General features: G+C 42.4%; 24 protein-coding genes, 1 pseudogene and 3 riboswitches. Of the genes and pseudogenes, 17 read left to right on the top strand and 8 right to left on the bottom strand.

Annotation, left to right across the window (positions count from 1 at the left end):
* The first annotated feature begins 100 nt into the window (after nucleotides 1–100).
* From M5V91_RS20230 to M5V91_RS20210, 5 genes are all read left to right on the top strand, one after another.
* Nucleotides 101–1,465: an aspartate kinase gene (locus M5V91_RS20230; RefSeq protein WP_009335919.1), complete on the top strand. Its 1,365-nt coding sequence runs from the start codon at nucleotides 101–103 to the stop codon at nucleotides 1,463–1,465.
* A 238-nt stretch (nucleotides 1,466–1,703) separates the two neighbouring features.
* Nucleotides 1,704–2,342, top strand: coding sequence for a hypothetical protein (locus tag M5V91_RS20225; protein WP_009335918.1), 639 nt, complete (start codon nucleotides 1,704–1,706; stop codon nucleotides 2,340–2,342).
* 135 nt (nucleotides 2,343–2,477) lie between these two features.
* Nucleotides 2,478–3,665, top strand: a complete 1,188-nt coding sequence (locus M5V91_RS20220) for an MFS transporter (RefSeq protein WP_009335917.1) — start codon at nucleotides 2,478–2,480, stop codon at nucleotides 3,663–3,665.
* A gap of 172 nt (nucleotides 3,666–3,837) precedes the next feature.
* Nucleotides 3,838–3,938, top strand: a riboswitch (glycine riboswitch).
* 148 nt (nucleotides 3,939–4,086) lie between these two features.
* Nucleotides 4,087–4,953: a formyltetrahydrofolate deformylase gene (gene purU / locus M5V91_RS20215; protein ID WP_019380091.1), complete on the top strand. Its 867-nt coding sequence runs from the start codon at nucleotides 4,087–4,089 to the stop codon at nucleotides 4,951–4,953.
* Nucleotides 4,954–5,038: 85 nt separating this feature from the next.
* Nucleotides 5,039–5,164, top strand: coding sequence for an FbpB family small basic protein (locus M5V91_RS20210; RefSeq protein ID WP_139266815.1), 126 nt, complete (start codon nucleotides 5,039–5,041; stop codon nucleotides 5,162–5,164).
* Nucleotides 5,165–5,721: 557 nt separating this feature from the next.
* Here M5V91_RS20210 and M5V91_RS20205 read toward each other — a convergent pair.
* On the bottom strand, nucleotides 5,722–6,042 hold the full coding sequence (locus tag M5V91_RS20205; RefSeq protein ID WP_009335915.1) for a hypothetical protein: 321 nt from the start codon (nucleotides 6,040–6,042) through the stop codon (nucleotides 5,722–5,724).
* 314 nt (nucleotides 6,043–6,356) lie between these two features.
* Here M5V91_RS20205 and phoD point away from each other — a divergent pair, with 314 nt between their 5' ends.
* The 5 genes from phoD to M5V91_RS20180 all read left to right on the top strand — a co-directional run bounded on the left by phoD (nucleotide 6,357) and on the right by M5V91_RS20180 (nucleotide 10,777).
* Nucleotides 6,357–8,111: an alkaline phosphatase PhoD gene (phoD, locus tag M5V91_RS20200; protein ID WP_251175353.1), complete on the top strand. Its 1,755-nt coding sequence runs from the start codon at nucleotides 6,357–6,359 to the stop codon at nucleotides 8,109–8,111.
* A 15-nt stretch (nucleotides 8,112–8,126) separates the two neighbouring features.
* Nucleotides 8,127–8,333 carry a sec-independent protein translocase protein TatAD gene (tatAD, locus tag M5V91_RS20195; RefSeq protein WP_009335913.1) on the top strand — a complete coding sequence of 69 codons (207 nt, stop codon included), beginning with the start codon at nucleotides 8,127–8,129 and terminating at the stop codon, nucleotides 8,331–8,333.
* Between the two features lie 169 nt (nucleotides 8,334–8,502).
* A complete protein-coding gene (locus M5V91_RS20190) occupies nucleotides 8,503–9,498 on the top strand; it encodes a hypothetical protein (RefSeq protein WP_251175352.1) in 996 nt (331 codons plus the stop codon).
* Between the two features lie 317 nt (nucleotides 9,499–9,815).
* On the top strand, nucleotides 9,816–9,941 hold the full coding sequence (locus M5V91_RS20185) for an FbpB family small basic protein (protein ID WP_019380085.1): 126 nt from the start codon (nucleotides 9,816–9,818) through the stop codon (nucleotides 9,939–9,941).
* Between the two features lie 14 nt (nucleotides 9,942–9,955).
* Nucleotides 9,956–10,777: a TerC family protein gene (locus M5V91_RS20180; RefSeq protein ID WP_284521467.1), complete on the top strand. Its 822-nt coding sequence runs from the start codon at nucleotides 9,956–9,958 to the stop codon at nucleotides 10,775–10,777.
* 12 nt (nucleotides 10,778–10,789) lie between these two features.
* Here M5V91_RS20180 and M5V91_RS20175 read toward each other — a convergent pair whose 3' ends face one another.
* Complete coding sequence (locus M5V91_RS20175) at nucleotides 10,790–11,338, bottom strand: GNAT family N-acetyltransferase (protein WP_192908066.1); 549 nt, start codon at nucleotides 11,336–11,338, stop codon at nucleotides 10,790–10,792.
* Nucleotides 11,339–11,436: 98 nt separating this feature from the next.
* Entirely contained in the window at nucleotides 11,437–11,832 is a 396-nt protein-coding gene (locus M5V91_RS20170; RefSeq protein WP_009335909.1) for a VOC family protein, read from the bottom strand.
* 130 nt (nucleotides 11,833–11,962) lie between these two features.
* Between M5V91_RS20170 and M5V91_RS20165 the strand changes: the two genes are divergently transcribed.
* The gene (locus M5V91_RS20165) at nucleotides 11,963–12,100 is read left to right on the top strand and encodes a hypothetical protein (RefSeq protein WP_019380083.1); all 138 of its coding nucleotides are present in this window, start codon (nucleotides 11,963–11,965) and stop codon (nucleotides 12,098–12,100) included.
* 131 nt (nucleotides 12,101–12,231) lie between these two features.
* The gene (locus tag M5V91_RS20160; protein WP_009335908.1) at nucleotides 12,232–13,065 is read left to right on the top strand and encodes a TVP38/TMEM64 family protein; all 834 of its coding nucleotides are present in this window, start codon (nucleotides 12,232–12,234) and stop codon (nucleotides 13,063–13,065) included.
* 134 nt (nucleotides 13,066–13,199) lie between these two features.
* On the opposite strand, the gene M5V91_RS20155 is transcribed toward M5V91_RS20160, so the two are convergent.
* Nucleotides 13,200–13,511, bottom strand: coding sequence for a PaaI family thioesterase (locus M5V91_RS20155; protein WP_284521466.1), 312 nt, complete (start codon nucleotides 13,509–13,511; stop codon nucleotides 13,200–13,202).
* Nucleotides 13,512–13,697: 186 nt separating this feature from the next.
* Here M5V91_RS20155 and M5V91_RS20150 point away from each other — a divergent pair, with 186 nt between their 5' ends.
* From M5V91_RS20150 to tenA, 3 genes and pseudogenes are all read left to right on the top strand, one after another.
* Nucleotides 13,698–14,807 (top strand): alpha-hydroxy-acid oxidizing protein, encoded by a 1,110-nt coding sequence (locus M5V91_RS20150; protein ID WP_071156456.1) that lies wholly within the window; start codon nucleotides 13,698–13,700, stop codon nucleotides 14,805–14,807.
* 128 nt (nucleotides 14,808–14,935) lie between these two features.
* Nucleotides 14,936–15,052: riboswitch (TPP riboswitch) on the top strand.
* Nucleotides 15,053–15,164: 112 nt separating this feature from the next.
* Nucleotides 15,165–15,652 (top strand): annotated as a pseudogene (thiW, locus tag M5V91_RS20145) (energy coupling factor transporter S component ThiW).
* 149 nt (nucleotides 15,653–15,801) lie between these two features.
* Nucleotides 15,802–15,903: riboswitch (TPP riboswitch) on the top strand.
* Nucleotides 15,904–15,961: 58 nt separating this feature from the next.
* Nucleotides 15,962–16,651, top strand: a complete 690-nt coding sequence (gene tenA / locus M5V91_RS20140; RefSeq protein ID WP_251175350.1) for a thiaminase II — start codon at nucleotides 15,962–15,964, stop codon at nucleotides 16,649–16,651.
* Nucleotides 16,652–17,012: 361 nt separating this feature from the next.
* Here the strand turns inward: tenA and M5V91_RS20135 are convergent, their stop codons facing one another.
* Nucleotides 17,013–17,720 (bottom strand): DUF1287 domain-containing protein, encoded by a 708-nt coding sequence (locus tag M5V91_RS20135; RefSeq protein WP_251175349.1) that lies wholly within the window; start codon nucleotides 17,718–17,720, stop codon nucleotides 17,013–17,015.
* Nucleotides 17,721–17,823: 103 nt separating this feature from the next.
* Here M5V91_RS20135 and M5V91_RS20130 point away from each other — a divergent pair, with 103 nt between their 5' ends.
* Both M5V91_RS20130 and M5V91_RS20125 read left to right on the top strand, forming a co-directional pair.
* Entirely contained in the window at nucleotides 17,824–18,657 is an 834-nt protein-coding gene (locus M5V91_RS20130; RefSeq protein WP_284521465.1) for a TIM barrel protein, read from the top strand.
* 540 nt (nucleotides 18,658–19,197) lie between these two features.
* Nucleotides 19,198–19,593 carry a DUF6843 domain-containing protein gene (locus tag M5V91_RS20125; RefSeq protein ID WP_284521464.1) on the top strand — a complete coding sequence of 132 codons (396 nt, stop codon included), beginning with the start codon at nucleotides 19,198–19,200 and terminating at the stop codon, nucleotides 19,591–19,593.
* Nucleotides 19,594–19,691: 98 nt separating this feature from the next.
* Here the strand turns inward: M5V91_RS20125 and M5V91_RS20120 are convergent, their stop codons facing one another.
* Genes M5V91_RS20120 through M5V91_RS20110 form a run of 3 tightly spaced genes read right to left on the bottom strand, consistent with a single transcriptional unit; the run spans nucleotide 19,692 to nucleotide 22,145 of the window.
* The gene (locus tag M5V91_RS20120; protein ID WP_284521463.1) at nucleotides 19,692–20,837 is read right to left on the bottom strand and encodes an MGDG synthase family glycosyltransferase; all 1,146 of its coding nucleotides are present in this window, start codon (nucleotides 20,835–20,837) and stop codon (nucleotides 19,692–19,694) included.
* A 16-nt stretch (nucleotides 20,838–20,853) separates the two neighbouring features.
* Nucleotides 20,854–21,441 carry a DedA family protein gene (locus tag M5V91_RS20115; protein ID WP_192908073.1) on the bottom strand — a complete coding sequence of 196 codons (588 nt, stop codon included), beginning with the start codon at nucleotides 21,439–21,441 and terminating at the stop codon, nucleotides 20,854–20,856.
* The gene (locus tag M5V91_RS20110) at nucleotides 21,438–22,145 is read right to left on the bottom strand and encodes a polysaccharide deacetylase family protein (RefSeq protein ID WP_009335898.1); all 708 of its coding nucleotides are present in this window, start codon (nucleotides 22,143–22,145) and stop codon (nucleotides 21,438–21,440) included. The genes M5V91_RS20115 and M5V91_RS20110 overlap by 4 nt, the downstream gene beginning before the upstream one ends.
* Nucleotides 22,146–22,337: the final 192 nt, after the last annotated feature.

Below are 22,337 nucleotides of genomic sequence, written 5' to 3'. Positions count from 1 at the left end.
TATGGTGAACATCTGTATTTTTAGGATAGAATTTCTCTTGATTTCTTTTCGGATAAGAGTAAAATAAAGATTAAATTTTCAGAGATTAGGAGATGTCAGGATGAAAGTCGTAAAGTTCGGAGGATCTTCTTTAGCATCCGGAAAGCAAATCGAAAAAGTTTTCAATATTGTAAATGCTGATCCAGAGCGGAAGATAATCGTCGTCTCGGCTCCTGGAAAGCGATTTTCAGCAGATAATAAGGTTACTGATTTATTAATCGCATGTGCGGAGAAACGGATTCAGGGGGAATCAGCAGATGACTTGGCTGAAGCTGTATTGGATCGGTATGGCCAAATAGCTGATGAATTGGAGCTGGGTCTGGACATTAAAGATATGATCAGGGAGGATCTTTTTACAAGGCTTTCAAGCGATACAGATGATCCTGAAGTTTTTATGGATCTGATCAAAGCGAGCGGCGAGGATAATAACGCTAAGCTTGTTGCAGCTTATTTTCAGCAGCAGGGAGTGGAAGCAAGGTATGTGAACCCGAAGGAAGCGGGATTGCTTGTAAGCCCGGAGCCCGGAAATGCACAGGTTCTTCCTGAGGCATATGAGAATCTATATTCCTTAAAGGAAAAGGACGGGATTATCATTTTTCCAGGTTTCTTTGGATACAGCAGGGATGGGCAGGTGTTCACATTTTCAAGGAGCGGATCGGATGTGACAGGTTCCATTTTGGCTGGAGCAGTCAAAGCGGACTTGTATGAAAACTTTACAGATGTGGATGCTGTTTATTCGGTAAATCCATTTATTGTGGAAAGTCCTAAAGAAATCAAAGAACTGACATACCGCGAAATGCGGGAGCTTTCCTATGCAGGTTTTACCGTCCTGCATGATGAAGCACTTGTGCCGGCATTCAGGGCTGGAATTCCTGTGCAGATTAAAAATACGAATAATCCATCTGCTCCTGGCACCAGGATTGTGAACGAGCGCGATAACACAAACGGACCTGTGATCGGGATTGCCAGTGATCAGGGATTCTGCAGCATATACGTCGGCAAATACTTAATGAACAGGGAAGTCGGCTTCGGAAGGAAGCTGCTGACCATTTTGGAAGAGTATGGCCTCAGCTATGAGCATACCCCGTCAGGAATTGATGACATCTCCATTATTCTTCGGGAAAACCAATTTACTGATGGTGTGGAGGAGGAAATTCTGAGCCGCATTCAATATGAGCTTCACGCGGATGAGGTGAAAATCCAGCATAGCCTGTCGCTTATCATGGTAGTTGGTGAGGGGATGCGCCAAAACATCGGAACAATGGCCCGCGCCTCCAAGGCCCTCGCTAAAGCGAAAGTAAATATGGAAATGATCAATCAGGGCTCATCTGAAGTGAGCATGATGTTTGGCGTACAGGCAGTGGATGAAAAACGCGCGGTACAGGCTCTATATAATGAGTTTTTTGCTGCGGTGGCAGCTGTGTGATCATTATCCGAAGGTAAATCTGCTCATACGAAAGTAAAATGGTTTATCCGAAGGTAAATCTGTTTATACGAAAGTAAAATGTTTTATCCGATAGTAAATAGGCTTTATATGCAAATAAATCAAACGTTTGATTGAAAAAGCTTGGGGCATTAGCCTCGAGCTTTATTTTTTGGAATGAAAAATCTTAAGATAATCAAAATAAGAAGGAAACTTTTTCAATCTGGAAGGAGAAAAGGATATGAAGAAAGTATTGATATTGGGAATAATGCTGCTGCTGCCGCTGAATATGCTAACAGCTCCAGGCAATGCGGCTGCACAGAAACCGTGTATCACCCAATCAGAGGTTAAATTTGGAAATGAATTCCGCAGGTTATGGGTCGACCATGTATTATGGACAAGCAATTACATTACAAGTGCCACAACTGCCGGAGCGGAGGATCAGAAGCAGGTTCTGGCAAGGCTTTTGAAAAACCAGGAGGATATCGGCAATTCGATAAAGCCTTATTATGGAGATGCTGCAGGTAATAAGCTTACAGAGCTGCTTAAGGAGCATATTGTTATTGCCGGAGATATTGTTGAAGCTGCCAAGAGCGGGCAAGGCGCAAAAGTGAATCAGCTGAACAAAATATGGCATCGCAATGCAGATGAGATTGCTGCTTTTCTAAGCGGAGCCAATCCTAATTTGCAAAATGAAGATGTAAAAAAATTGCTGTACACGCACCTCGAATTGGTGACGGATGATTTAACAGCGAGCCTGGTTAAGGATTGGGATGCAAGAATTGTTTCAATTGATGATGGATTGTCGCATATTATCATGATGGCAGATGCCATTTCAGATGCAGTTGTGAAGCAATTCCCAGACAAATTCAAAGGGTGAATACAAGAGGCTTCAGTACATGCTGGAGCTTCTATTATTTTTCCTTTGACAAAGCAGCCTGTCTCATTATAAGCTATTTAGCGTGCTAAATAATTTAATGTAAATTTTTCACATATAGAAGGAGGGGTATCCGCTATGTCTGGGGATCAAAAGAAAAAGATGGTCATACTAATGATCAATATGTTTATTGCGATCGGAAGCTTTGGGATTATTATTCCGATTTTGCCCGCTTATTTGGAATCCATTAATCAGGGTGGAACGGCAGCAGGCTTGATGATTGCCATTTTTGCGGGTGCCCAGCTGATTTTTTCACCCATTGCAGGGAAATGGGCTGACCAATACGGCCGCAGAAAGATGATTATTTACGGGTTAGCTGGTTTGACTTTATCCATGCTTGTCTTTTATGCAGTGGATTCCATATGGCTGCTATATTTTTCTCGTGTCATTGGAGGCGTTGGAGCAGCATTGCTGATTCCAGCTATTTTTGCCTACATTGCAGATATTACAACCATGGAGCAGCGTGCAAAAGGGAATGGCCTTGTCTCAGCTGCGATGTCACTTGGAATCGTGGTCGGACCTGGAATTGGCGGATTTTTGGCTGACTTCGGATTGAAAATGCCATTTCTGATTTCAGCGCTTGTATCTCTAGTTGCAGTTATTTTTTCAATTATGCTCCTCGAAGAGAGCAGCACATTGCAGACGGTGCCGGGAGAGATGCCTGAAGAGGAACCAATGGTCAAGAAGCTGGCAATGTCTGTTAAGAAGCCATATTTTATTCCGCTTGTTATCACATTGGTGATGAGCTTTGGACTAATGGCATATGAATCAGTGCTGGGGCTTTATCTTGATAATGAGTTTGCTGCTACTCCGCAGGAAATCGCCATTATGGTGACTTCAACGGGGGTTATTAGTGTTATTGTTCAGTTATTTGTAGTCGATCGGGTGGTTAATAAATTCGGAGAAGGAAAGGTATTGAATATCTTCTTGGCTGTTGCGGCGTCAGGTTTCCTTGTGTCGCTGTTTGCAGGAAGTTATGCACTATTCTTTTTCATTTCACTGATCATTTTCCTGGCCACTTCCATCCTGCGTCCGGTTTTAACCACGCTTATCTCAAAAATGGCTGGCAATGAGCAGGGATTTGCGATGGGGATGAATAATGCTTATATGAGCATTGGAAATGTACTTGGACCAACGATTGCCGGCGTACTTTACGATGTGCAGATAACCTATCCGTTTGTTCTCGGTCTGGCCCTATTGATCGTTACATTGTGTATCACGATTGCCTGGCAAAAAAAGGAACCAAAACCGAAAGCGGCTGTATAGAAAACGGCTTGGAGACATTGTCTTCAGGCTTTTTTATTTGCCCTTTATTCTCAAATGATATTGAAAGAAAAATAGTCAGGTTATAATTGTGGCAATTTTGTGAAAGAAACGCAGTTCGATTGACACAGCCTAAATAATGTATTATTCTGAAAATAACAAAAATATTGAGCGAATGACGGCTGCGGGAGAGAGCATTTAGTAGCCACCGAAGGAGCAAGCTTCAAAAATACCCTTGAAGCCAATCTCTCAGGTAGACAGAACCGCAGTCGGACGCATCTCTGGAGAGCGCGCAGGAATCCTGCGACACCAAAGGGGTTAAACTCTCAGGTAAAAGGACAGAGAAGGGGGATGAAGAAGCCGCCTTTTTTCTGTCCTTTTTATATGGATGGCAGCTTCGGGAAATGCAGATGGAGGAATCTATATGAATAAAAATATCAATGCAAACAGGGCGACATTGCTGATATCTTGTCCTGAGCGGCCGGGCATAATCTCCACAGTCTCCAATTTCCTGCTGGAGCATAAGGCTAATATTGTCCATTTTGACCAGCATACAACCGATCCGCTGGCAGGCATATTCTTTATGCGGATTGAATTCGATATGAATCATTTTGATGAGTCCTTTTCAAAACTGAAAGAGGATCTGCCTGAAATGGCCAGGGAATACTCAATGGAGTGGAAGCTGAGCGGCAAAGGCGAGCGCAAGCGGATGGCTATTTTTGTTTCTAAGATGGATCACTGTCTGCTGGAGCTCCTATGGCGCTGGAAATCGAAGGAGCTTGAAGTGGATATTCCCTTGGTGATCAGCAATCATCCCGACATGAGGGAAGTGGTGGAGGGTTTCGGAATACCTTATCATCATATTCCGATTACACCTGACACTAAAGCTGAAGCTGAGCAAAAGTCGGTGGAGCTTCTGGAAGGAAAAGTGGATTTCATTGTGCTCGCGAGATATATGCAGATCCTTTCGCCTAGCTTTATTTCTAAATATCCAAACAGGATTATCAATATCCATCATAGCTTTCTGCCAGCCTTCGTGGGAGCCAATCCTTATGCACGGGCGTTTAACCGCGGAGTAAAGCTGATTGGGGCAACAGCTCATTATGTAACGAATGATTTGGATGAAGGCCCAATCATTGAACAGGATGTCCAGCGGGTTAATCACCGCCACACTGCACAGGATCTCAAAATTGCAGGACGGCATGTAGAAAGACAGGTCCTCGCTCAGGCAGTCGCCTGGCATGTGGAAGACAAAGTCATTGTGCATGGAAATAAGACGATTGTTTTTTAGGTGATAGACAGACACCATACTCTGTCAAAAAAAATAGATCCAGCATCCAGGAGATTACAGACATCATGAGAGAAGGTGAGCAGAAATGAAAAAGAAAAAATTATCAATGCTTGAAATGATTAAGGCAAATAAAGAAGAGCTTTTAAAAGATAGCCGGGAGCTTGAAAAAATTGAAAAGAAAATAGACGATAAATATGCAAGAGCGCAGTAAGAGAGTACACCCGGTCTGGGAGTAAAACAGGCCGGGTGTTTTTTTATGGAGCTGGGTTAAGAAGTGAAAATGGCGCGAGACTTATTGAGATTAGTGTCTGCGGAAGAGCAGGAAATGAACGAAGGGAGCTAATGAGGGAGAATAGCGTCTTTGAGGAGAGGCAAGAGGAGTGAAGGGAACTAATAAGGATGAATAGGGCCTTTGGGGAGAGATAAGCGGGGGTGAGGAGAACTGATAAGGATGAACATTGCCTTTGAAGGAGAGGCAAGCGGGAGTGAAGGGAGATAATAAGAATGGGTAGTGCCCCAGAAGAAGATGAAAAGGGGACGAAGGAAACTAATGCAGATAGGTAGTTTCCCCTTGATAAAAGCATTAAAAACGCCCAGGGAGTCCCTGGGCGCCAGCTTCTTATTTTTGTCTAAAGAAGTCTGTGAAAGCATGATACATTTCCATTCCCTGATAAAAGAACAGGCTGGAAGCTGTTAATGAAAATAAGCCAATCATTAAGAATCGAATCCACATTATTCGTTTCCTCCTTCAATTGTTTTGTTGGACAATTAAGGAGTGTGGATTACATAATTCGCCTCGTAGAAGATGGGGGTATAAAATATCTTTTTTCTGCGGGCGATGATGTGAAGGGCACTGTATACAAAAAGGATAATGGTTAGGTTTATGATGGCTATAGAAAGCATATCCTGTGTGAAGATATGTTTTTTAGGATCATCTTTTAATAGAAAGCTCTCGGTAAAGTCCGAAACCGTTACCGCTTTGCTTTGGTCCATTGGAATATCATTAAAATGGACACCAGGGTATTGGGTGATGAGGAAGGATAAAAATACAGACAGCATTAAAAGTGGCAGTAACTTCATTTTTTTCATTCCCTCACCCCTTTTCAAGATTATAACTATCATCATAAACACTATTTATAGATTAGTAAACTAAAAGATTTTGACAGGATTCGTTAATATTCTATGTATATATTGTAAAAATAGCTGGGACAAATGTTACAGGGGCACAAAGGGATTTTGGCTGCAAGTCTGGATTATAGGTTGAATGAATAACCTAATGCTTACAAAGTCCTGATAAAATAGGCAGAGGTATTGTCATTCTCCTTTACACATCTTCATATTGCTTTAAAAATAGCCTCTTATAATCAACTGTGAATCCAGATTGATTTAAGAGGTGAAGAAAAATGGGACATGAGAGATCGATTGATGATTTAATCAGGAAGTTTAATGAAGAGAACTTAAAGAGGGACATTGACCGCCGGAGCTTTCTATCTGGTGCAGGGAAAATTGCCGGTTTTTCGCTTGCGCTGGCTATGGCGCAATCATTAGGGGTGGGTAATCTAACGGTTGATGCAGCTCCTAAGTTCAGCAAATATCCTTTTACCCTCGGTGTGGCATCAGGAGATCCTCTTTCGGACAGTGTGGTTTTATGGACAAGGCTTGCACCAGATCCGCTTAATGGAGGCGGGATGCCTCATCATGCTGTCCCAGTCAAATGGGAACTTGCTGCAGATGAACATTTCCGAAAAGTTGTTAAACGCGGGACAGAAATTGCAGTGCCGGATTTGGCGCATTCTGTGCATGTGGAGGCAGAAGGCTTAATGCCGGACACTGTCTATTATTATCGTTTTAAAAGCGGCAATGAATTAAGCCCAATTGGGAAAACAAAGACGCTTCCGGCTGCGGGTGCCAAAGTATCAGGGCTATCATTTGCATTTGCTTCATGCCAGCAGTATGAACATGGATTTTTTACAGCCTATCAGCATATGGCAAAGGAAAATCTGGATCTTGTCATTCACCTTGGTGACTACATATATGAATATGGACCAAATGAATATATTTCACCAACAGGAAATGTCCGTCATCATAGCGGACAGGAAATTATCTCTCTCGAAGATTACCGGAATCGCCATGCCCAGTACAAAACGGATCCGCATCTGAGAGAAGCGCATGCTGCTTTCCCTTGGGTAGTCACTTGGGATGACCACGAAGTGGAAAATAACTATGCAGCTGGGATTCCGGAAAAAGGCCAGTCGGCAGAAGCATTTATTAAACGCCGTGCAGCTGCTTATCAGGCTTACTATGAGCACATGCCGCTCCGGTTATCTTCCATGCCAAATGGTGATGGTATGCAGCTGTATAGGGAATTCAGCTATGGCAGCCTAGCGTCATTCCTTGTGCTTGACTCCCGGCAATATCGGGATGACCAGGCAAATGGTGATGGCAGCAAGCCGCATACTCCGGAGTCGCTTGATCCAACCCGCACTCTCCTTGGCAATGAACAGGAACAATGGGTTGAAAGCAATCTAGCCAGCTCCAATGCGCATTGGAATGTACTTGCACAGCAGGTGTTCTTTGCCCAGAGAAATTTTGGATCAATTGCTTCGCCGAAGTTCAGCATGGATGCATGGGATGGTTACCCTGCTGCCCGGCAGCGTCTGACAGATTTTGCTGTTTCAAACAATATCGGAAACCTAATCGTTCTGACTGGGGATGTCCATGCAAGCTGGGCTTCGAATATTCTAACAGACTATAATGATCCAAATGCAAAGCTGATTGGGGCTGAATTTGTCGGAACCTCTATCACATCAGGAGGAAACGGATCAGATGTGAGAGCGGATACGGAAAAGACGCTTGCAGAAAATCCGCATATTAAGTTCTTTAATAATTATAGAGGCTATGTCCGCTGCCGGGTAACACCAGAGCAATGGCGTGCAGATTATCGGGTTCTTCCTTTCGTAACAGAGCCTGGAGCGGATATTTCAACAAGAGCATCATTTATTTTTGAAAAAGATCAGGCTGGCTTGAAGCAGGTATCGGCATCTGCTGTACCTCAGGGGGCTGGAATCTCTTCTGAGGTGGAAGAAGATCGCCATCACGCTCATTCAAGGGCACATGAAAAGCAGCTTAAGAAAAAGCGAGAAAAGGTATTACATTAACGGGACGGTGAGAAGATGATTTCCAACATTGGCATTCCAGGCTTAATTCTCGTTCTTGTCATTGCGTTGATCATATTTGGGCCATCCAAGCTTCCTGAAATCGGGCGGGCATTTGGGCGGACCTTAACGGAGTTTAAAAGTGCGGCAAAGGATTTGGTATCAGATGAGGAAAAGAAGGAAGAGCAAAAGCCGGTACTTTCAGCCTTGAAAAAAGAAAAGTAGGAAATAAAAATACAGGCAAGCGAATTAGCCTGTATTTTTATTGCGAACAATATGTGAAATATTTCACATATTGTTCATTTTTGATTCATCCACTGGAATGAAAAGTATTATATATTAATACTGTACTTATATTGTTTACCTAAAATGCCATCAGGGAGGCACGATCATCATGAAAAAAATATTCCAGTTTTTATTAATAGCAGGATTGGTTATGACGCCTTTTTTTGCGAGCGCACATGTGAAATGGTTCACAAATGTGACACCTCAAAAGGAAACGATTGAAAATATATTATCACCTTTATTTTTGGGACTGGCACTGACAGCTGCGATTGTCCTTGCGATGCTGACATTGATTATCCCAAGGACAGCGCAATGGGACAAAGTTAAAAAGCTGGATGACTGGCTCTCAGGATTCCGCAAATATAGCAGGTATATCCTTAAGTATGGTACAGCCGCGGCATTAATAATACAGGTGACGAATGGAACATTATTTGCGCCTGAATTTTATTTAACCAATACGATTGCAATGATTCTAACTTGGGCAGCAATTGGCTTTCTGCTTATTCCGCATCACATCTCTACAAAGGCCGGAGCCGTTATTTTATTGGGGCTATTTGTGTACGTTACCCTTTGGAATGGCATTTTCCATATGCTTGATTATGGATATTATGTTGCCATTATTGGAGTCTTGCTGGTCGGCAGCACAAAGCTTGAGCAGGTTGGATTTCCATTCCTTTATTTAGGCACAGGTTTATCTTTATGCTGGGTGGCTGTTGAAAAATGGGTATATCCAAGCATGTCTCTTGATATTGTAGCCAATCACGGAGTTCCCACATTCGGCTTTGCCCCGGCTGCATTCGTTGTTATGGCTGCATTCATTGAGTTTGTTGTCGGTTACCTTCTAGTGGTAGGGATCCTTAACCGGGTAGTTGGCTTTGTGGTTACGGTTATTTTTATTACAACCACGATGCTGTTTGGAATGACAGAAGTAATCGGCCATTTTATGATCCATATTGTCCTGATTATCTTCATCATTGAAGGGGTGTCTTTTTATAACCCGCCTATTAAGCTTCATAAAACCAGGGCAGATCAATTTGTGTTTGTTTTCCTGAACTTTATTTTCGTCCTTGCGACATTCATTCTGATTTATTACCGATTTGCATAAGGGTTGACACCTTAAGAAAAATAGAATATGATTAACGTATAGTTGAATAGTTTCTCCTAAAGGGGAGTAGCTTTTACAGCAGAGTCGTCATTTCGGAGTTTAGAGCTCCCGGCTTTGTTGGCAACCTTAACGTTGTTAGCAAGACCTTTGCCTGTTTCGGGTAAAGGTCTTTTTGTTTTTTAAACCTTTACCGCTTGCTGGTAGAGGTTTTTTTATTGCCTGATATAGCTTGGCAATGGAAATCCTCAATCGACATAACTGCAGGGAAACAGTGCGAAGCTTTCAATACTTAAAAAATAGAAGGAAAGGAGACCAAGATGAAAAAAGCTAGAGTATCATTTGCAGAATTAATTAAGAAAAACAAAGAAGAGCTGCTGAGAGATCAAGAATTGCTGGCTAAAATTGAAAAACGTGTAGACGAAAAATATACAAAGGTGAAATAAGGGAGGGTGTTTAGATGGAATTATCACTAATACTTGAGTATGGATGGGTATTGCTGCTGCTTGTGGCGCTGGAGGGTTTATTGGCTGCTGATAACGCGCTGGTGCTGGCGATTATGGTTAAGCATCTTCCGGAGGAGCAGAGGAAGAAGGCTTTATTTTACGGGTTAGCTGGAGCGTTTGTTTTCCGCTTTGGATCGTTATTTGCGATTTCATATCTAGTAGATGTATGGCAGGTTCAAGCCATTGGAGCGCTATACCTTCTGTTTATCGCTGCTAATCATATATTAAGAAAATTCCTTGTAAAAAAAGGCGAGGAAGAAGCAGGAGTAACGAAAGAAAAGAAACAATCTGGTTTTTGGCTGACAGTATTTAAGGTTGAGCTGGCTGATATTGCATTCGCTGTAGATTCCATTCTGGCAGCGGTCGCTCTGGCCGTGGCCCTTCCGGATTCAGGACTTGGCCATATAGGCGGACTTGACGGCGGAAAGTTCTTTGTCATCTTTGCCGGGGGTATGATCGGATTGATCATTATGCGTTTTGCTGCAAACCTCTTTGTCGATCTGCTTCACAGGAGACCTGGACTTGAGGTTGCAGCATTTGGTATTGTCGGCTGGGTTGGTGTCAAACTGGCTGTCTATACAATGTCCCATCCGGCGCTGGCGATCCTGCCTGAAGGATTTGCCAAATCGACCGAATGGAAAACTACTTTCTATGTAGTCTTAATTGGAATAGCATTAGCTGGATGGTTTCTTTCAAGGAAAAACAGGAAGTGCCGGCTGAAGAAAAAGCAAGCTAAATCAAACAGGGCGGAGTATACCGCCCTGTTTTTTATGTAGAGGATCATTCAATCAAATGTTTGATTGAATACCCATGAGCCCGGGTCTGGCCTGCCATTCAGCTTTCAGGATGCTCATTTCTATCAAGTTCCAATATTTATTTCTAACTTTATTGGTCTGCCTAAGAAGTCCCTCTTTTTGGAACCCTGCCTGCTCGTAAATCTTAATAGCAGGCAAATTAAAATCAAAAACCCCAAGGCTGATTCTATTTAATTTCAGCTCTTGGAAGGCAAAGTTCAGGATTTGATGAATCATTTCTGAAGCATACCCTTTCCCCCGTGCTGTGGGGCTGATGAAAACCTTGCCAATCCTCGCAGTTTCGTTGACACGGTCAACTCTGCCAAGGGAAATATGACCGACGATTTCATCGTTTGCCAAAACTTTGCAGATATATTCCGAGCTGGTTTCCAGATTTGCAGAGCTTATATACTTAGCAAGCTGCTCATGATTAAGGGGGAATTTGAAATGGGCACCGCTCCACTGAACCATTAATTCCGGTGTACTGATCCAGCTGATGAGCAAATCGAAATCTTTTTCTGTAAAAGGTTCTAATCTTACCATGGGAATCTCCTTCTTATTAATCATCTGAATTCGCAGTTTTTCAACCTTTTTCCCTTTTACCAGCCTGGTTTGTAAATTGAGGCTTGAGGCTTTTTTCTTTATTGGCCTTTATGCAGCACGTTGCATGCGCTAAGCAGATTGCCATCCGGATCCTTAAAGCCAAATCCTCCAAAGCCATGTTCCTCATTAATATTAAGCGGACCAACTTCAATGTTTTTCACCTGCAGCCAATGATGGAACTCTTCTAAGGATTGTGTATAGAAATCAATGATGCTGTGTTCGACACCATTATGGGAATTGGAAAAAGATAATGACTTTCTGTCTTCGGTTTCTACAAGGAAGATTGTTGGAACACCCTTTGCTTGAAAGCTTAGCATAGCATTTTTCTCACCTTTGAATTCAACTTTAACACCAAGAACCTCTACATAAAATGCTACTGACCGCTCCAAGTTTGAAACTGGTATCTCAACAGTAGCAATATGTGAAATAAACATTTGGACCCTCCTTTTATATCGAGTTTTTTACCTATTTTACAGAGTGCAGGAAAAATCCTGCTAATTATGCGTGAAATGAAAGTAATGAGTACATATTAATTTAAAGAACCATAAGGAAGGAGCAAATGAGTTGTCTGGAAAAGATGAGCAAAATAAGAAACAGACACAAGGCCCAAAAGAAGAGAGGGAACTTGTCAATGAGTTTGGAAAGTATAAAGGGGATCAGCCGGTTCCGCAGCCTAAGGATTATGATGAGATAGAGTATTAAAAAAGCAGGATAAGTCCTGCTTTTTTAATATTTAAGTCTCTGGCCTTAGCTTATTTTAATGCTAAGGGAGCTTAATCCTCTTTGTATTCTCTTCTAAACTATAGTTAAGAAAAGCAAGAAGGGGAAAATGTATGAATGGAAAAATTGAAGTTAGTTTTCATGGACTTATCATTTTATTAGCATTGTATATATTGTTTAATTATATGCCGACACTTTTGCCGGCTTATAAATGGGGTATTATTGCAGGCATGGCTGCCATATTAGTGATGGATTTTTACTTTTTTGCTGCAGGCAAGTTATCCCGATTGAAATACAGCAGACTGGCACTTATTTATATGTTCTGTCTGCTGTTAATAGTTTTTATGACCTTTTATTTAACAAAAATACTTGTTTTGACTGATGCCTATGGGCTCGAGAGAATGCTGAGGGAATATGAAGCGGAGGGCAAGCTCATCTTTTTCCTGGTTTGCTTTTTACAGCCTATTCTGTTGCCGCTTCCTGAAGCCGTAACACTGCCTGCCGGAAGTGCCGTATTCGGTCCCGCAGCCGCTGCCTTTCTTGGATTTACAGGTACACTTTCGGGGATTATTGTTATGTTCTTGACTGCAAGGATAGGAGGATTAAAGCTTGTATCCCGGTTTATAAAAGAGCGGCATCTGATCAAATACCAAAAATACATGGAGAAAAATGAAAACACCATACTAATGCTGATGTTTGTTATTCCGATATTGCCGGATGAGATCATTTGTGTTGGAGCAGGAATGGGTGGTGTTTCATTTAAAAAGTTCCTGGGAATTGCGTCTATTTCCAAAATGTTAACTTCCTTGCTGCTGGCTTACTCGCTTTCATTGGCCAATGCCTTATCTTTATCTGGCTCACAGCTTTTATTAGTCGTTTCGGTTGTGATAGGGGTATTTTACAGTGTATCCCACTTGTATAAAAAGAAGAAGGATAGAAACTATTAGGACTGTCTTTAACCTTTAATGGTTCCTCCTATCGCTGTCAGCGAAACTATTCAGGCAACGATAGGATTAATCACTTTAGATAGATGCGAAGATTCCCGATGCTTTGGCGACCAGCTGATCCTGGTCGTTATAAATCAGGCAGTCTGTGTGGTTGAGGGTGCGCCCCTCTTCACAAGGTGAGCATTGGCGATAAGAAATTCACCTGTCGCCCCCTTTAGGAAAGTGACCTTTAAATCAGCTGTCACCACGGATTGCATCTGGTTTTCATCCGGCTCGAAAATATTCCCCATCGCTACATCCGCAAGAGTGGAAATGACGCCTCCATGAACCAGCCCCGCGCTGTTAATAAAGAGCGGCTGAATTGGCAAAGTCACTTTCATATTGCTTTCACTGACTCTTTCGTAATGGAATTTCAGAAATTCATCAAAAGGCTGTTTGATTAACATTTTGTACACTCCAATTTCATTAAGGTTAAAATGTTTATTCATGATTTTTTGTGAAATCCCTGCTTATTGCGGCTAATTTGTATAGGAAAGGCTGTAACTGCGAATTTATGATTTTATTAGATGGTTTCATAAAATCTGAAAAAGTGTTATTATTTTCAATAAATTCAAAAAAGGCAGGGCTGGAATATGGCAAAAGTAGAGAATATTAGTTTCGCAGAAAACTTTCCTATTTCATTTAAGGAACTGGAAGAAGAAGCAGAGAAAGTGATGGGAGCTGGCGGATTTGGCTATGTCCAATCAGGAGCCGGGGGAGAAGAAACGCTGAAAAAGAATATCGAATCCTTTGCAAAATACTCAATTGTACCGAGGATGCTTAGAGATGTATCAGTGCCGGATATAAGTGTGAATTTATTTGGAAAAACGTATCCTTATCCAGTATTCCTTGCACCTATAGGAATGCAGCGTCTTGAACACAGTGAGGGAGAGCTTGCATCTGCCCGGGCGGCAGCTTCGTTTGGAATTCCTTTTATCCAGAGCACGGTATCCAGTTATTCCATTGAAGAAATCGCAAATGCAACAGGCACGAGTCCAAAATGGTTCCAATTATATTGGTCCAATTATGAAGATGCTGCGTTCAGTATGGTGCGCCGGGCGGAGGAATCAGGCTATGAAGCAATTGTGTTAACAGTAGATACGGTGATGATGGGGTGGAGGGAAGCTGATCTAAGAAACAATTTTTCACCGTTAAAGCTTGGCTATGGAAAAGCAAACTATGAGAGTGACCCGGTCTTTATGGCCACTCTCCATGACGGTGATGTAGTTCAGGGAATCCTTGATAATATCCATCATCCAACCTTGAGCTGGGAGCATATTGCTAGGTTAAAAGAGAAAACAAATCTGCCGATTCTATTAAAGGGTATTCTCCATCCCGAAGATGCCAGGCTGGCCGTTGAAAAAGGGATAGACGGAATCATAGTCTCCAATCATGGCGGCAGGCAGCTTGATGGAGTGATTGCGGCGATTGATGCGCTTGGACCGGTTGTGAAGGAAGTCAAAGGAAGAATTCCAGTATTGTTTGACAGCGGCATTCGCCGCGGTTCCGATGTGGTCAAAGCACTGGCATTAGGAGCCGACGCAGTTTGCCTGGGAAGGCCGTATGTGTACGGTTTGGCCATTGGCGGGCAGAATGGAGTTGAAAAAGTACTTGCCAACTTTATTGAAGAAACAAAAGTGTCACTTTCTCTGGCAGGAGTCGGGAGTCTAAAGGAAATGGCAAGTCTGAAGCTACTTCGATAGTTTCTCAGCAGAAATCGAAGAGCGCTTAATACATTGATTGCACCAAGAAAAGTATATAAGCAAAAAGATTGATGACAGTGCCGGAATAATTTGTTAAGCTTGAGATAGCTTATCAAACTAAATATCTATGCAGCTACTAGGGGTGCCCCGAATGTGCGGGCTGAGAGGAAAGCGCGTTATAGCTTTCTGACTCTTATGGACCTGATCTGGTTAATGCCAGCGGAGGGAAGTAGGATTTGACTATATGTCAATTCATATACTTAAACCAAGCCAGGTCCTTAAGGGAATCTGGCTTTTTTGTATACATACTTCCCATCCTGATAAGCAATCAGGCGGCCCTTTAGAAAGGAGGTTTAGATGAACAGAACCCGATTGTTAACTACGATGGCTTTATTTGTAGCAATTGGGACACTGGGATCCCATTTGCTCTGGTTTCCGGCAGGCATAGCCAAGGCCTATCCGGTGCAGCATGCGGTGAATGTATTGGCAGCGGTGACGCTTGGCCCCTGCCTGCAGCAGCTGTGGCATTTATGATTGGCCTGCTTCGTAATTTGCTTGGATTCGGGACGCTGCTTGCGTTTCCAGGCGGCATGATCGGAGCGTTTTTGGCAGGTGTGCTTTATTTGAAGTTCGGCCGGAAAATATGGGCTGCTGTAGGAGAAGTGGTAGGTACCGGCATAATCGGTGCATTGTTTGCAGTCCCTTTTGCAAAGGTTCTCATGGGAAGCGCAGCTGGGGCATTCTTCTTTGTGCCGCCATTCCTGGTCAGCAGCATTGCCGGTGCGGCCATAGGCTGGATGGTTTTGGCAAAGGTTAAAGAGAAGAATCTGGTTCAGAATATATGATGATTTTGAGCTGGCGAAGCTGGATGAGTAAGCAGCATAGTAAAGAAATCTGACTTAATGAGCGATTTTCAAGAGTTATAAGCGAAATCCCAAATTTATGAGAGAAAAACGTCAAGTTAGAAAATCGGTAAAAAACAATTAAAATGTTAGAAAACTGCTAGGGGCGCTACGGCTGAGATAAGGAGCTTTTCCTTTGTCCCTTGGAACCTGATCTGGATAATGCCAGCGCAGGGAAGCAGTGAGGACCTCGTTTTATATCCTCATGCTTTTTCCCCGGCAGCTTCTGTAATTAATAAGGAGGCTATTTTTATGACTTTTTCAGAGATTCTGCGCAAGGAAAATGAAGATTTGTTTCAGCTGATATTTGAGCACCCATTTGTCCAGGGTATCGGGAGAGGGGACGTGCCGAAAGAGGCACTGGCCCATTACATTAAAGCGGACTTTGAGTATCTGAATGCGTTCATGCATATTTATGGGATTGCCATTTCAAAGTCAGCAGAGCGTAAGGATATTGCATATTTTAATCAGCAAATAGAATTTGTATTGAACAGCGAAGTACATCCCCACCATAATTTCTGCCAGCAGATTGGCGTGGATTACGAGGCATTGCAGGGCTATCCGCTCCCTCCAACAGCTGATCATTATGTTAAGCATATGATGTATCATGCCCACACAGGCGGCATGGGTGAAATCCTTGCTGCATTATTGCCTTGTCCATGGACTTATTGGGAGATTGGGCTTGAACTCATGAAGCAATATGAGCCAGATGAGAACCATCCGTTTTATCCATGGATCTCTTTTTACGCAAATTTAAGGGTCGAAGCTGTGACCATGAATATGAGAAACCGTTTGGATGAGCTTGCTGATGCGGCATCACCGGAAGAAAGGCAGCGAATGAAGGATGCTTTCCGAAAAAGCTGCCAGCTGGAGCTTGGCTTCTGGGAGATGGCTTACACCTGCGAAGAGTGGCCGGCAGGCAATCCTTCAGCAGTAAGATAAGAAAAGCGCAAGCGCCTCGCTCAAAAAGGAACGCAGGCTAAGAGCGCAACGTCCTCCCAAAAGCTACCGCTTTCGGTCGTGCGATGTATCGCTGCCGTAGCTTTCCTTGTCCTGTGGCAACGTCTGCATGACCTACATCCTCCCATAATCTGCCGCTTTTGGTCGTGCGATGATTATGCTGACGAAGCCTTCCTTGTCCTGCGGGCCTCAGGGATAAGACGGTTCCTTATGGCCCCGGGTTCCTAGGAGCCGGAGCTAGACAAGCTTGTGACCTCAAGGGGGAGGCTGCTTGCGCTAGACAGTTATCGAAGTTCAAAATTTTATACTTTCGTATTTAATAAGAAAAACGCCTGCATCTGCTTTATGGCAGTGCAGGCGTTTTTTCAAAATCCCATCTGTAATGAGCGGTAATAGGAGTCTTAAAAGAAGAGAGTTTTACTTCTGCTGCAAATGGTGTGGAGTTATGTATGACATATGGAATGCCATCTTTCGTCCGTTTGTCAGATATGATGGCAACATGGTCGAATTTAGGAGAAAGGAAAACCACAATGTCACCCGGCTGCCATTGCTGAAGGTTCTTAATATCTCCTGGAATCAGTTCTGTTGTTAATGACTTTGCGAAGCGGCTGAAAAAGACATTCTGGTTTGGCACCCTCCTGAAATCAATGTTTGGATCAGGATTGCCCTTCACTCTTGAATACAAGTCCGTATTCTCGGCGATATCCTGATCAATAAGATCCTTTATGGTTACATCAGCCCCCTGGAAACCCCTCCAAACCACATCTGTACAGACACCTTCACCATCGGGCGGATATCCTCCCGCATAGTAGGCACTTTTATATGGCGTGCGCTGTTCCACTTCTTTTCTGGCTGTCAGGACCATATCAAGCGGATCGGCAATGCCGTTTTGATTAGAATCGGCCTTTGAATAAGCAGCAGGCACTTCCATTTTCTTAGCCAAAGGATTTTCAAAATGAATGCCGATGGAATCCAGAATGATTCCGCTTCGGAAAAAAAGAATGAATAATAACAGTACTGCGATAATGGAACCAAACACTCTTTTTATCATAAAAGTCTCCTCATGTATTTTAATGATTAGACGGCACTATTTTCCAATAAGTTACATGAGGTATGATAAGATTGCTATAAGAATACATAAGAGAGGGGATATCATGGCTCATCATATAGGGATATCGGGAAGCGTCATTTTGTCAGACAGCAAGCTGTTTCCTGAACTTTTTAAACGTCATTTGCCGCATATTGAGATAGGCGAATTTCAAGATGAAGAATCTTTCCGCTGTTTTATTGAAATGCTGGGTAAAACAAACAAAAGCTTTGGTTTTCATTCGCCTCTTTTCCGGGGACAAAGCAAATACGATCTGCTGGAAAAGATCCGTATAAATCCGAAGGAAGCCTGGATCCAGTTTGAGACGGAAGTGGAAAGAATGTCCCGGCTTGGAGCTGAATACATATTGGTGCACTTTCCTTACTTTAAAAAGGAAACCAATGGGAATCCAGCAGAGATCATTGAGGAGGGACTCAAGAAACTCAGTTTTTTTCAGAGTAAGTATGGGATTATGATTGTGTGTGAACCTAAATTGGGATTCCAGCAATCGCCAGCAGGGATTCATTATCTTGACCGCTTTCCTGTAGAGACAAGGAAGAAATACGGACTCAGCCTCTGTGTCGATATTGGGGATTATATATTGGCCGCAGGCGAGAAGGCCATAAATTATATAGAAAAATGGTCCGAGTTTGTAAGAGTGGTCCATTTACATAATGTTGAATATCAGGGTGATAAATATATTTGGGTGCCTGTGCATCCATCTCATGAGAATGATGGCAATCATCATAAAATTAAGAAGCTGATGGATTTTTTAGCTAAAGAATGCAAGGATGTATTTTTTGTCATGGAATACACTCCACACACGAACCCTCCGGAAAAAATGGTAGAAGAAGGGATCGGGTGGGCAATAGAGGTGATTGAGGAAGGGTCTGTTAGTTAAGGAAGCAGGCCGCCTGGCATTAATTTTGTGCACGTTGAAAATAAAAGGTTAATGATACCTTGTATGTATGCTTAGTTATATGTGAAATTAATCACAACAGAGAGAGGAGGTTCATTTATTTCTTATGCTGGGATTTAAAATAAAAACGGCCCTGCAGGCTTCCATTCTTTTTACATTTGGTTTTTGGCTTCTCTTTTTCTTGTCTGAAGGGGAACTGTTTTCTTTCTTCCTGATTATGATTTTTTTACTGCTTTTTCGGAAATGTGATATACGGTGTTCCAGTGTCGCTGCTTTCTGAGGTTTTTACTAAGAATCTAGCAATATGGCGGTTTCCCGCGGCGGCATTTATACATACCATTTTGGCTGCTGTCACTTATTTTATTATGGAAGGGTTTGCTTTTTACATATTAATTGCTTCGGTGCTTTTCTTTTTAGTGGACGAGTGGCGGAAATGGGACCGCGAGATGCCAGGGGGTGGAGGATTGCCTTGAATGCAGCTGGTCTTCTCATCGCCTGCCTGCTGCCGATGGGGGCTTTTGGATGCTTCAGCAGGCAGATTTGGAAGAAAAAACTCATGATCTTTATCTGATTCCAAAAGGGTATGCTGGTCAGGTGAGAATTGTTCATGAAATAGAGAATGCCCCTGTGCCTGTGACAGAAGGGAAGTACGATGTATTACGGGTGAATGATAGAGGATATGCCATTACCTCTTTACCGCAAAGTAAAGGATATATTGATGATTTGTACTATTATGTGGATAAAAGGGGAAGCGTGAAGCGATATCAGAAAGCTGTATTTCATATGGCGGATCAGGCGGTGTACAGGGAGATGGTTATGAATATTCGTATACCTATTTTTCGGTTGGCTGTGATGAGAACATGGATGATCAAGGAACTAGCCCTGGGATTGAGGATATTCTTTATGAAGAGGGTTTGATTAATCAAACGTTTGATTGAAATGGAAAACAGCCTGAAGATTCCAGGCTGTTAATTATTTATCGCAGTCTTACTTCCAGAGCCCAGCTGAGCGAAGTTTCACTTTAAAGTGGGGATAGCTCTTATGGAATGTACAGTTTCAGGCGTTTTTCTGCCGGTGCTTTTAATTGACATGAACATGGCATAGTCCAATGGGCAATTGACTTTTGCCAGATAGGAATCAATGTGTTTTCTTAGACTAAGTATAGCTTCTTCATTATTAAGCTGTTCAGCAATGTGCTTGTCATTAATGACAAGCACCAGATTTTTCTCAAGCAAATAGTCCAAATTGATTTCCTCTTGTCCGGGGAGTGAGGTATGGACCAGAATCGGAAGTTTCTTTTGCAGTGCTTCACTAATTGTAACTCCGCCTGGTTTGGTCAAAATAGCATCGGCTTTATTATATAGCTGGTTCATTTCAAAAGGGTCTTCAATATATCCAATGGGCTCGATATGCTTTGAATCGAGTGCTTGGAGTGAGCTATATAATTCGTCATTATTTCCGCAAAGGATCAGAAATCGAATATGAGGAACCTTCTGCATAGCGACTATAAAATCACAGTTTACTAAGCCGCTGTTTCCTCCTGCAACCAGAATATGGCGTATCCGGTTATCTTTCTTAAATGGAACCTGAAGGTGATACGCAGAATGAACCGGTATGCCTGTTACAAAAATTTGCTCATCAGGAATATTGTGCTTTTTAATAAGCTTTTCCTTCGCCTCGGGATGAGGTACGAAATGAAAATCAATTTCCCGTTTTCCCCATATATCATTAATAAAAAAATCCGTGTAAACATTCACCGCCGTGACGTCCCGGTATCGTCCCTTTTGCTTTAGTGAACTGATGATTCCAGATGGAAAAGAATGAGTGCAAAATATTAAATCCGGATTTTCTTCATCAAGGAACTTCTGCATTTTTCGTTCAAAATAATAGGATAGAACCTGTAAATCAGGCTGCAATTTAAAAGGGTGCTGCTTATACATAATGGTGTAATATAATGCCCTGTAAAGGAAAGGGGCACCCAGGAAACCTTTTAAATATATCCCTGATACCAGCTTCTCAAGCTTATCACTGCAATAGGAAAGAAAGTCGACTATTTTGATTTCAGCATCAGGATATTGGCTTTGAATATTATCCTGAATTGTTTTGGCAACTTTTGAATGTCCCGTGGGGAATTGAAATAATGGGAGCAGCAGAACTTTCATAATACCCTCCTCTCTGTCACTTGGATTTATTTTTTGCATACTTAAAGAGCATGTAGATTGCGAATATAACTAATAATAAAACCCCGAGATATGGAACATATTCAGGATTTATATCAAATAGGCTTCCTGCAAAGTATCCCGCGGCAATTATAGGGAGCACCCAGCTAAGGGAGCCTGCAGCAGAATATAGAAGGTACTGATGAAAAGGAACTTTTGAAATGCCGGCAAAGTAAGGGCTTATCTGACGTATTCCCGGCATATAAAAACCAGCAAAGATCATGAATCGATGATTCTCCATGTACTTTTTCTGGGCGGTATTCCATCTCTGTTCCGTGATCCCAATATATCTGCCATATTTTTTGAGAAAGGGCGTACCTGCTTTTTTACCGATCCAATACGCTGAAAGCATCCCAAGCAGCACACCTGCTTCTGCACAGACAGCGGATTCGGCAAAGCTTAGTTGATGATTTCCAATTAACACGCCAATCAGGAATAATAGCGATTCTTCCGGAGCAGGAATGCCGACAATCCCGAAAAATAAAAATAAAAAGATAATCCAATACCCGTAGGACGAAATAAATTCAATAATTGTTTCAGTACTCATGTGCGATGCCCCTGATATCCTTCTTTTAAAGAAACAAAATGGATCCCTTTTAGTGCTGACTGCTGCAAATACTGGTCCAGATGGCCGATCATATATTCAGGTGCATTGGAGTCTGCGCCAAGAGTTTCACCGCTGTCGTGGAGAAGAAAAATCCGGCCAGGCACGGTTTCTTTTGCCAGCGACTTTGAAAGGGTGTTCCTGATATGCTGGATCTTCCAATCCTTAAAAATGCCCGACCACATAATAATCTTATACTTTCTTGCCATCCAGAGGGTAAATAAATTGAAGTGTCCCCATGGCGGACGATAAAAATAGACTTCTTCATTAATCGTTTCTTCAATAACTTGTTTTGTTTGCTCCAGCTGTTTTTTTAAAGATCCCGGTGAAAGGATCCAGCTTGAGACATGCCTATAATGATGGATGCCAATTGTATGACCATCCGCCTGCATTCTTTTAAGCAGCAGCGGATGCTTGGCTGCTTTTTCCCCGACAACAAAAAAGGCTGCCTTTGCTTCATGCTTTTTTAAGACATCCAGAAGCCTCGCTGTATATTGTGGATCCGGGCCATCATCAAAGGTTAAAGCAATGGAATTGGGTTCGGTTATTTCTTTTACAATTCCCCAATTCAGCGATCGTATGAGTACAGTGGGCAGAACTGCGTAACTAATAAATATAATCAGTGCGGCGGTAAAAAAATAAATCATGCAAACTAGATCCTTTCCGGCGGTGTATCACTTATTTTCATTCCCCTTTTATAGTGAGGGTAACCTTAATGTTCATAGTGAATGTAATGAAAATAGAATTTAGATTCATTATTCCAGTCATCTCAAAAGGGTGGGATGGTTTTATCATATAAAAAATCTGAAGGAAGTCAATGGAGAGGATGGATATTAAAG

The sequence above is a fragment of the Cytobacillus pseudoceanisediminis genome, from assembly GCF_023516215.1.
Classification (GTDB): Bacteria; Bacillota; Bacilli; order Bacillales; family Cytobacillaceae; genus Cytobacillus; species Cytobacillus pseudoceanisediminis.
The sequence above is the reverse complement of the archived record's forward strand: the minus strand, read 5'-3'. Positions and strand labels throughout refer to the sequence as shown.

What these genes read in the sequence shown, in the direction of transcription:
- M5V91_RS20185 (WP_019380085.1), top strand. Translation starts at nt 9,816, where the DNA reads ATGAAAAAAGCTAGAGTATCATTTGCAGAATTAATTAAGAAAAACAAA.
- M5V91_RS20220 (WP_009335917.1), top strand. Translation starts at nt 2,478, where the DNA reads ATGTCTGGGGATCAAAAGAAAAAGATGGTCATACTAATGATCAATATG.
- M5V91_RS20120 (WP_284521463.1), bottom strand. Translation starts at nt 20,837, where the DNA reads ATGAAAGTTCTGCTGCTCCCATTATTTCAATTCCCCACGGGACATTCA.
- M5V91_RS20230 (WP_009335919.1), top strand. Translation starts at nt 101, where the DNA reads ATGAAAGTCGTAAAGTTCGGAGGATCTTCTTTAGCATCCGGAAAGCAA.
- M5V91_RS20160 (WP_009335908.1), top strand. Translation starts at nt 12,232, where the DNA reads ATGAATGGAAAAATTGAAGTTAGTTTTCATGGACTTATCATTTTATTA.
- M5V91_RS20210 (WP_139266815.1), top strand. Translation starts at nt 5,039, where the DNA reads ATGAAAAAGAAAAAATTATCAATGCTTGAAATGATTAAGGCAAATAAA.
- tatAD (WP_009335913.1), top strand. Translation starts at nt 8,127, where the DNA reads ATGATTTCCAACATTGGCATTCCAGGCTTAATTCTCGTTCTTGTCATT.
- phoD (WP_251175353.1), top strand. Translation starts at nt 6,357, where the DNA reads ATGGGACATGAGAGATCGATTGATGATTTAATCAGGAAGTTTAATGAA.
- tenA (WP_251175350.1), top strand. Translation starts at nt 15,962, where the DNA reads ATGACTTTTTCAGAGATTCTGCGCAAGGAAAATGAAGATTTGTTTCAG.
- M5V91_RS20110 (WP_009335898.1), bottom strand. Translation starts at nt 22,145, where the DNA reads ATGATTTATTTTTTTACCGCCGCACTGATTATATTTATTAGTTACGCA.
- M5V91_RS20135 (WP_251175349.1), bottom strand. Translation starts at nt 17,720, where the DNA reads ATGATAAAAAGAGTGTTTGGTTCCATTATCGCAGTACTGTTATTATTC.
- M5V91_RS20125 (WP_284521464.1), top strand. Translation starts at nt 19,198, where the DNA reads ATGCTTCAGCAGGCAGATTTGGAAGAAAAAACTCATGATCTTTATCTG.
- purU (WP_019380091.1), top strand. Translation starts at nt 4,087, where the DNA reads ATGAATAAAAATATCAATGCAAACAGGGCGACATTGCTGATATCTTGT.
- M5V91_RS20190 (WP_251175352.1), top strand. Translation starts at nt 8,503, where the DNA reads ATGAAAAAAATATTCCAGTTTTTATTAATAGCAGGATTGGTTATGACG.
- M5V91_RS20155 (WP_284521466.1), bottom strand. Translation starts at nt 13,511, where the DNA reads ATGTTAATCAAACAGCCTTTTGATGAATTTCTGAAATTCCATTACGAA.
- M5V91_RS20115 (WP_192908073.1), bottom strand. Translation starts at nt 21,441, where the DNA reads ATGAGTACTGAAACAATTATTGAATTTATTTCGTCCTACGGGTATTGG.
- M5V91_RS20170 (WP_009335909.1), bottom strand. Translation starts at nt 11,832, where the DNA reads ATGTTTATTTCACATATTGCTACTGTTGAGATACCAGTTTCAAACTTG.
- M5V91_RS20175 (WP_192908066.1), bottom strand. Translation starts at nt 11,338, where the DNA reads ATGGTAAGATTAGAACCTTTTACAGAAAAAGATTTCGATTTGCTCATC.
- M5V91_RS20205 (WP_009335915.1), bottom strand. Translation starts at nt 6,042, where the DNA reads ATGAAAAAAATGAAGTTACTGCCACTTTTAATGCTGTCTGTATTTTTA.
- M5V91_RS20180 (WP_284521467.1), top strand. Translation starts at nt 9,956, where the DNA reads ATGGAATTATCACTAATACTTGAGTATGGATGGGTATTGCTGCTGCTT.
- M5V91_RS20130 (WP_284521465.1), top strand. Translation starts at nt 17,824, where the DNA reads ATGGCTCATCATATAGGGATATCGGGAAGCGTCATTTTGTCAGACAGC.
- M5V91_RS20225 (WP_009335918.1), top strand. Translation starts at nt 1,704, where the DNA reads ATGAAGAAAGTATTGATATTGGGAATAATGCTGCTGCTGCCGCTGAAT.
- M5V91_RS20150 (WP_071156456.1), top strand. Translation starts at nt 13,698, where the DNA reads ATGGCAAAAGTAGAGAATATTAGTTTCGCAGAAAACTTTCCTATTTCA.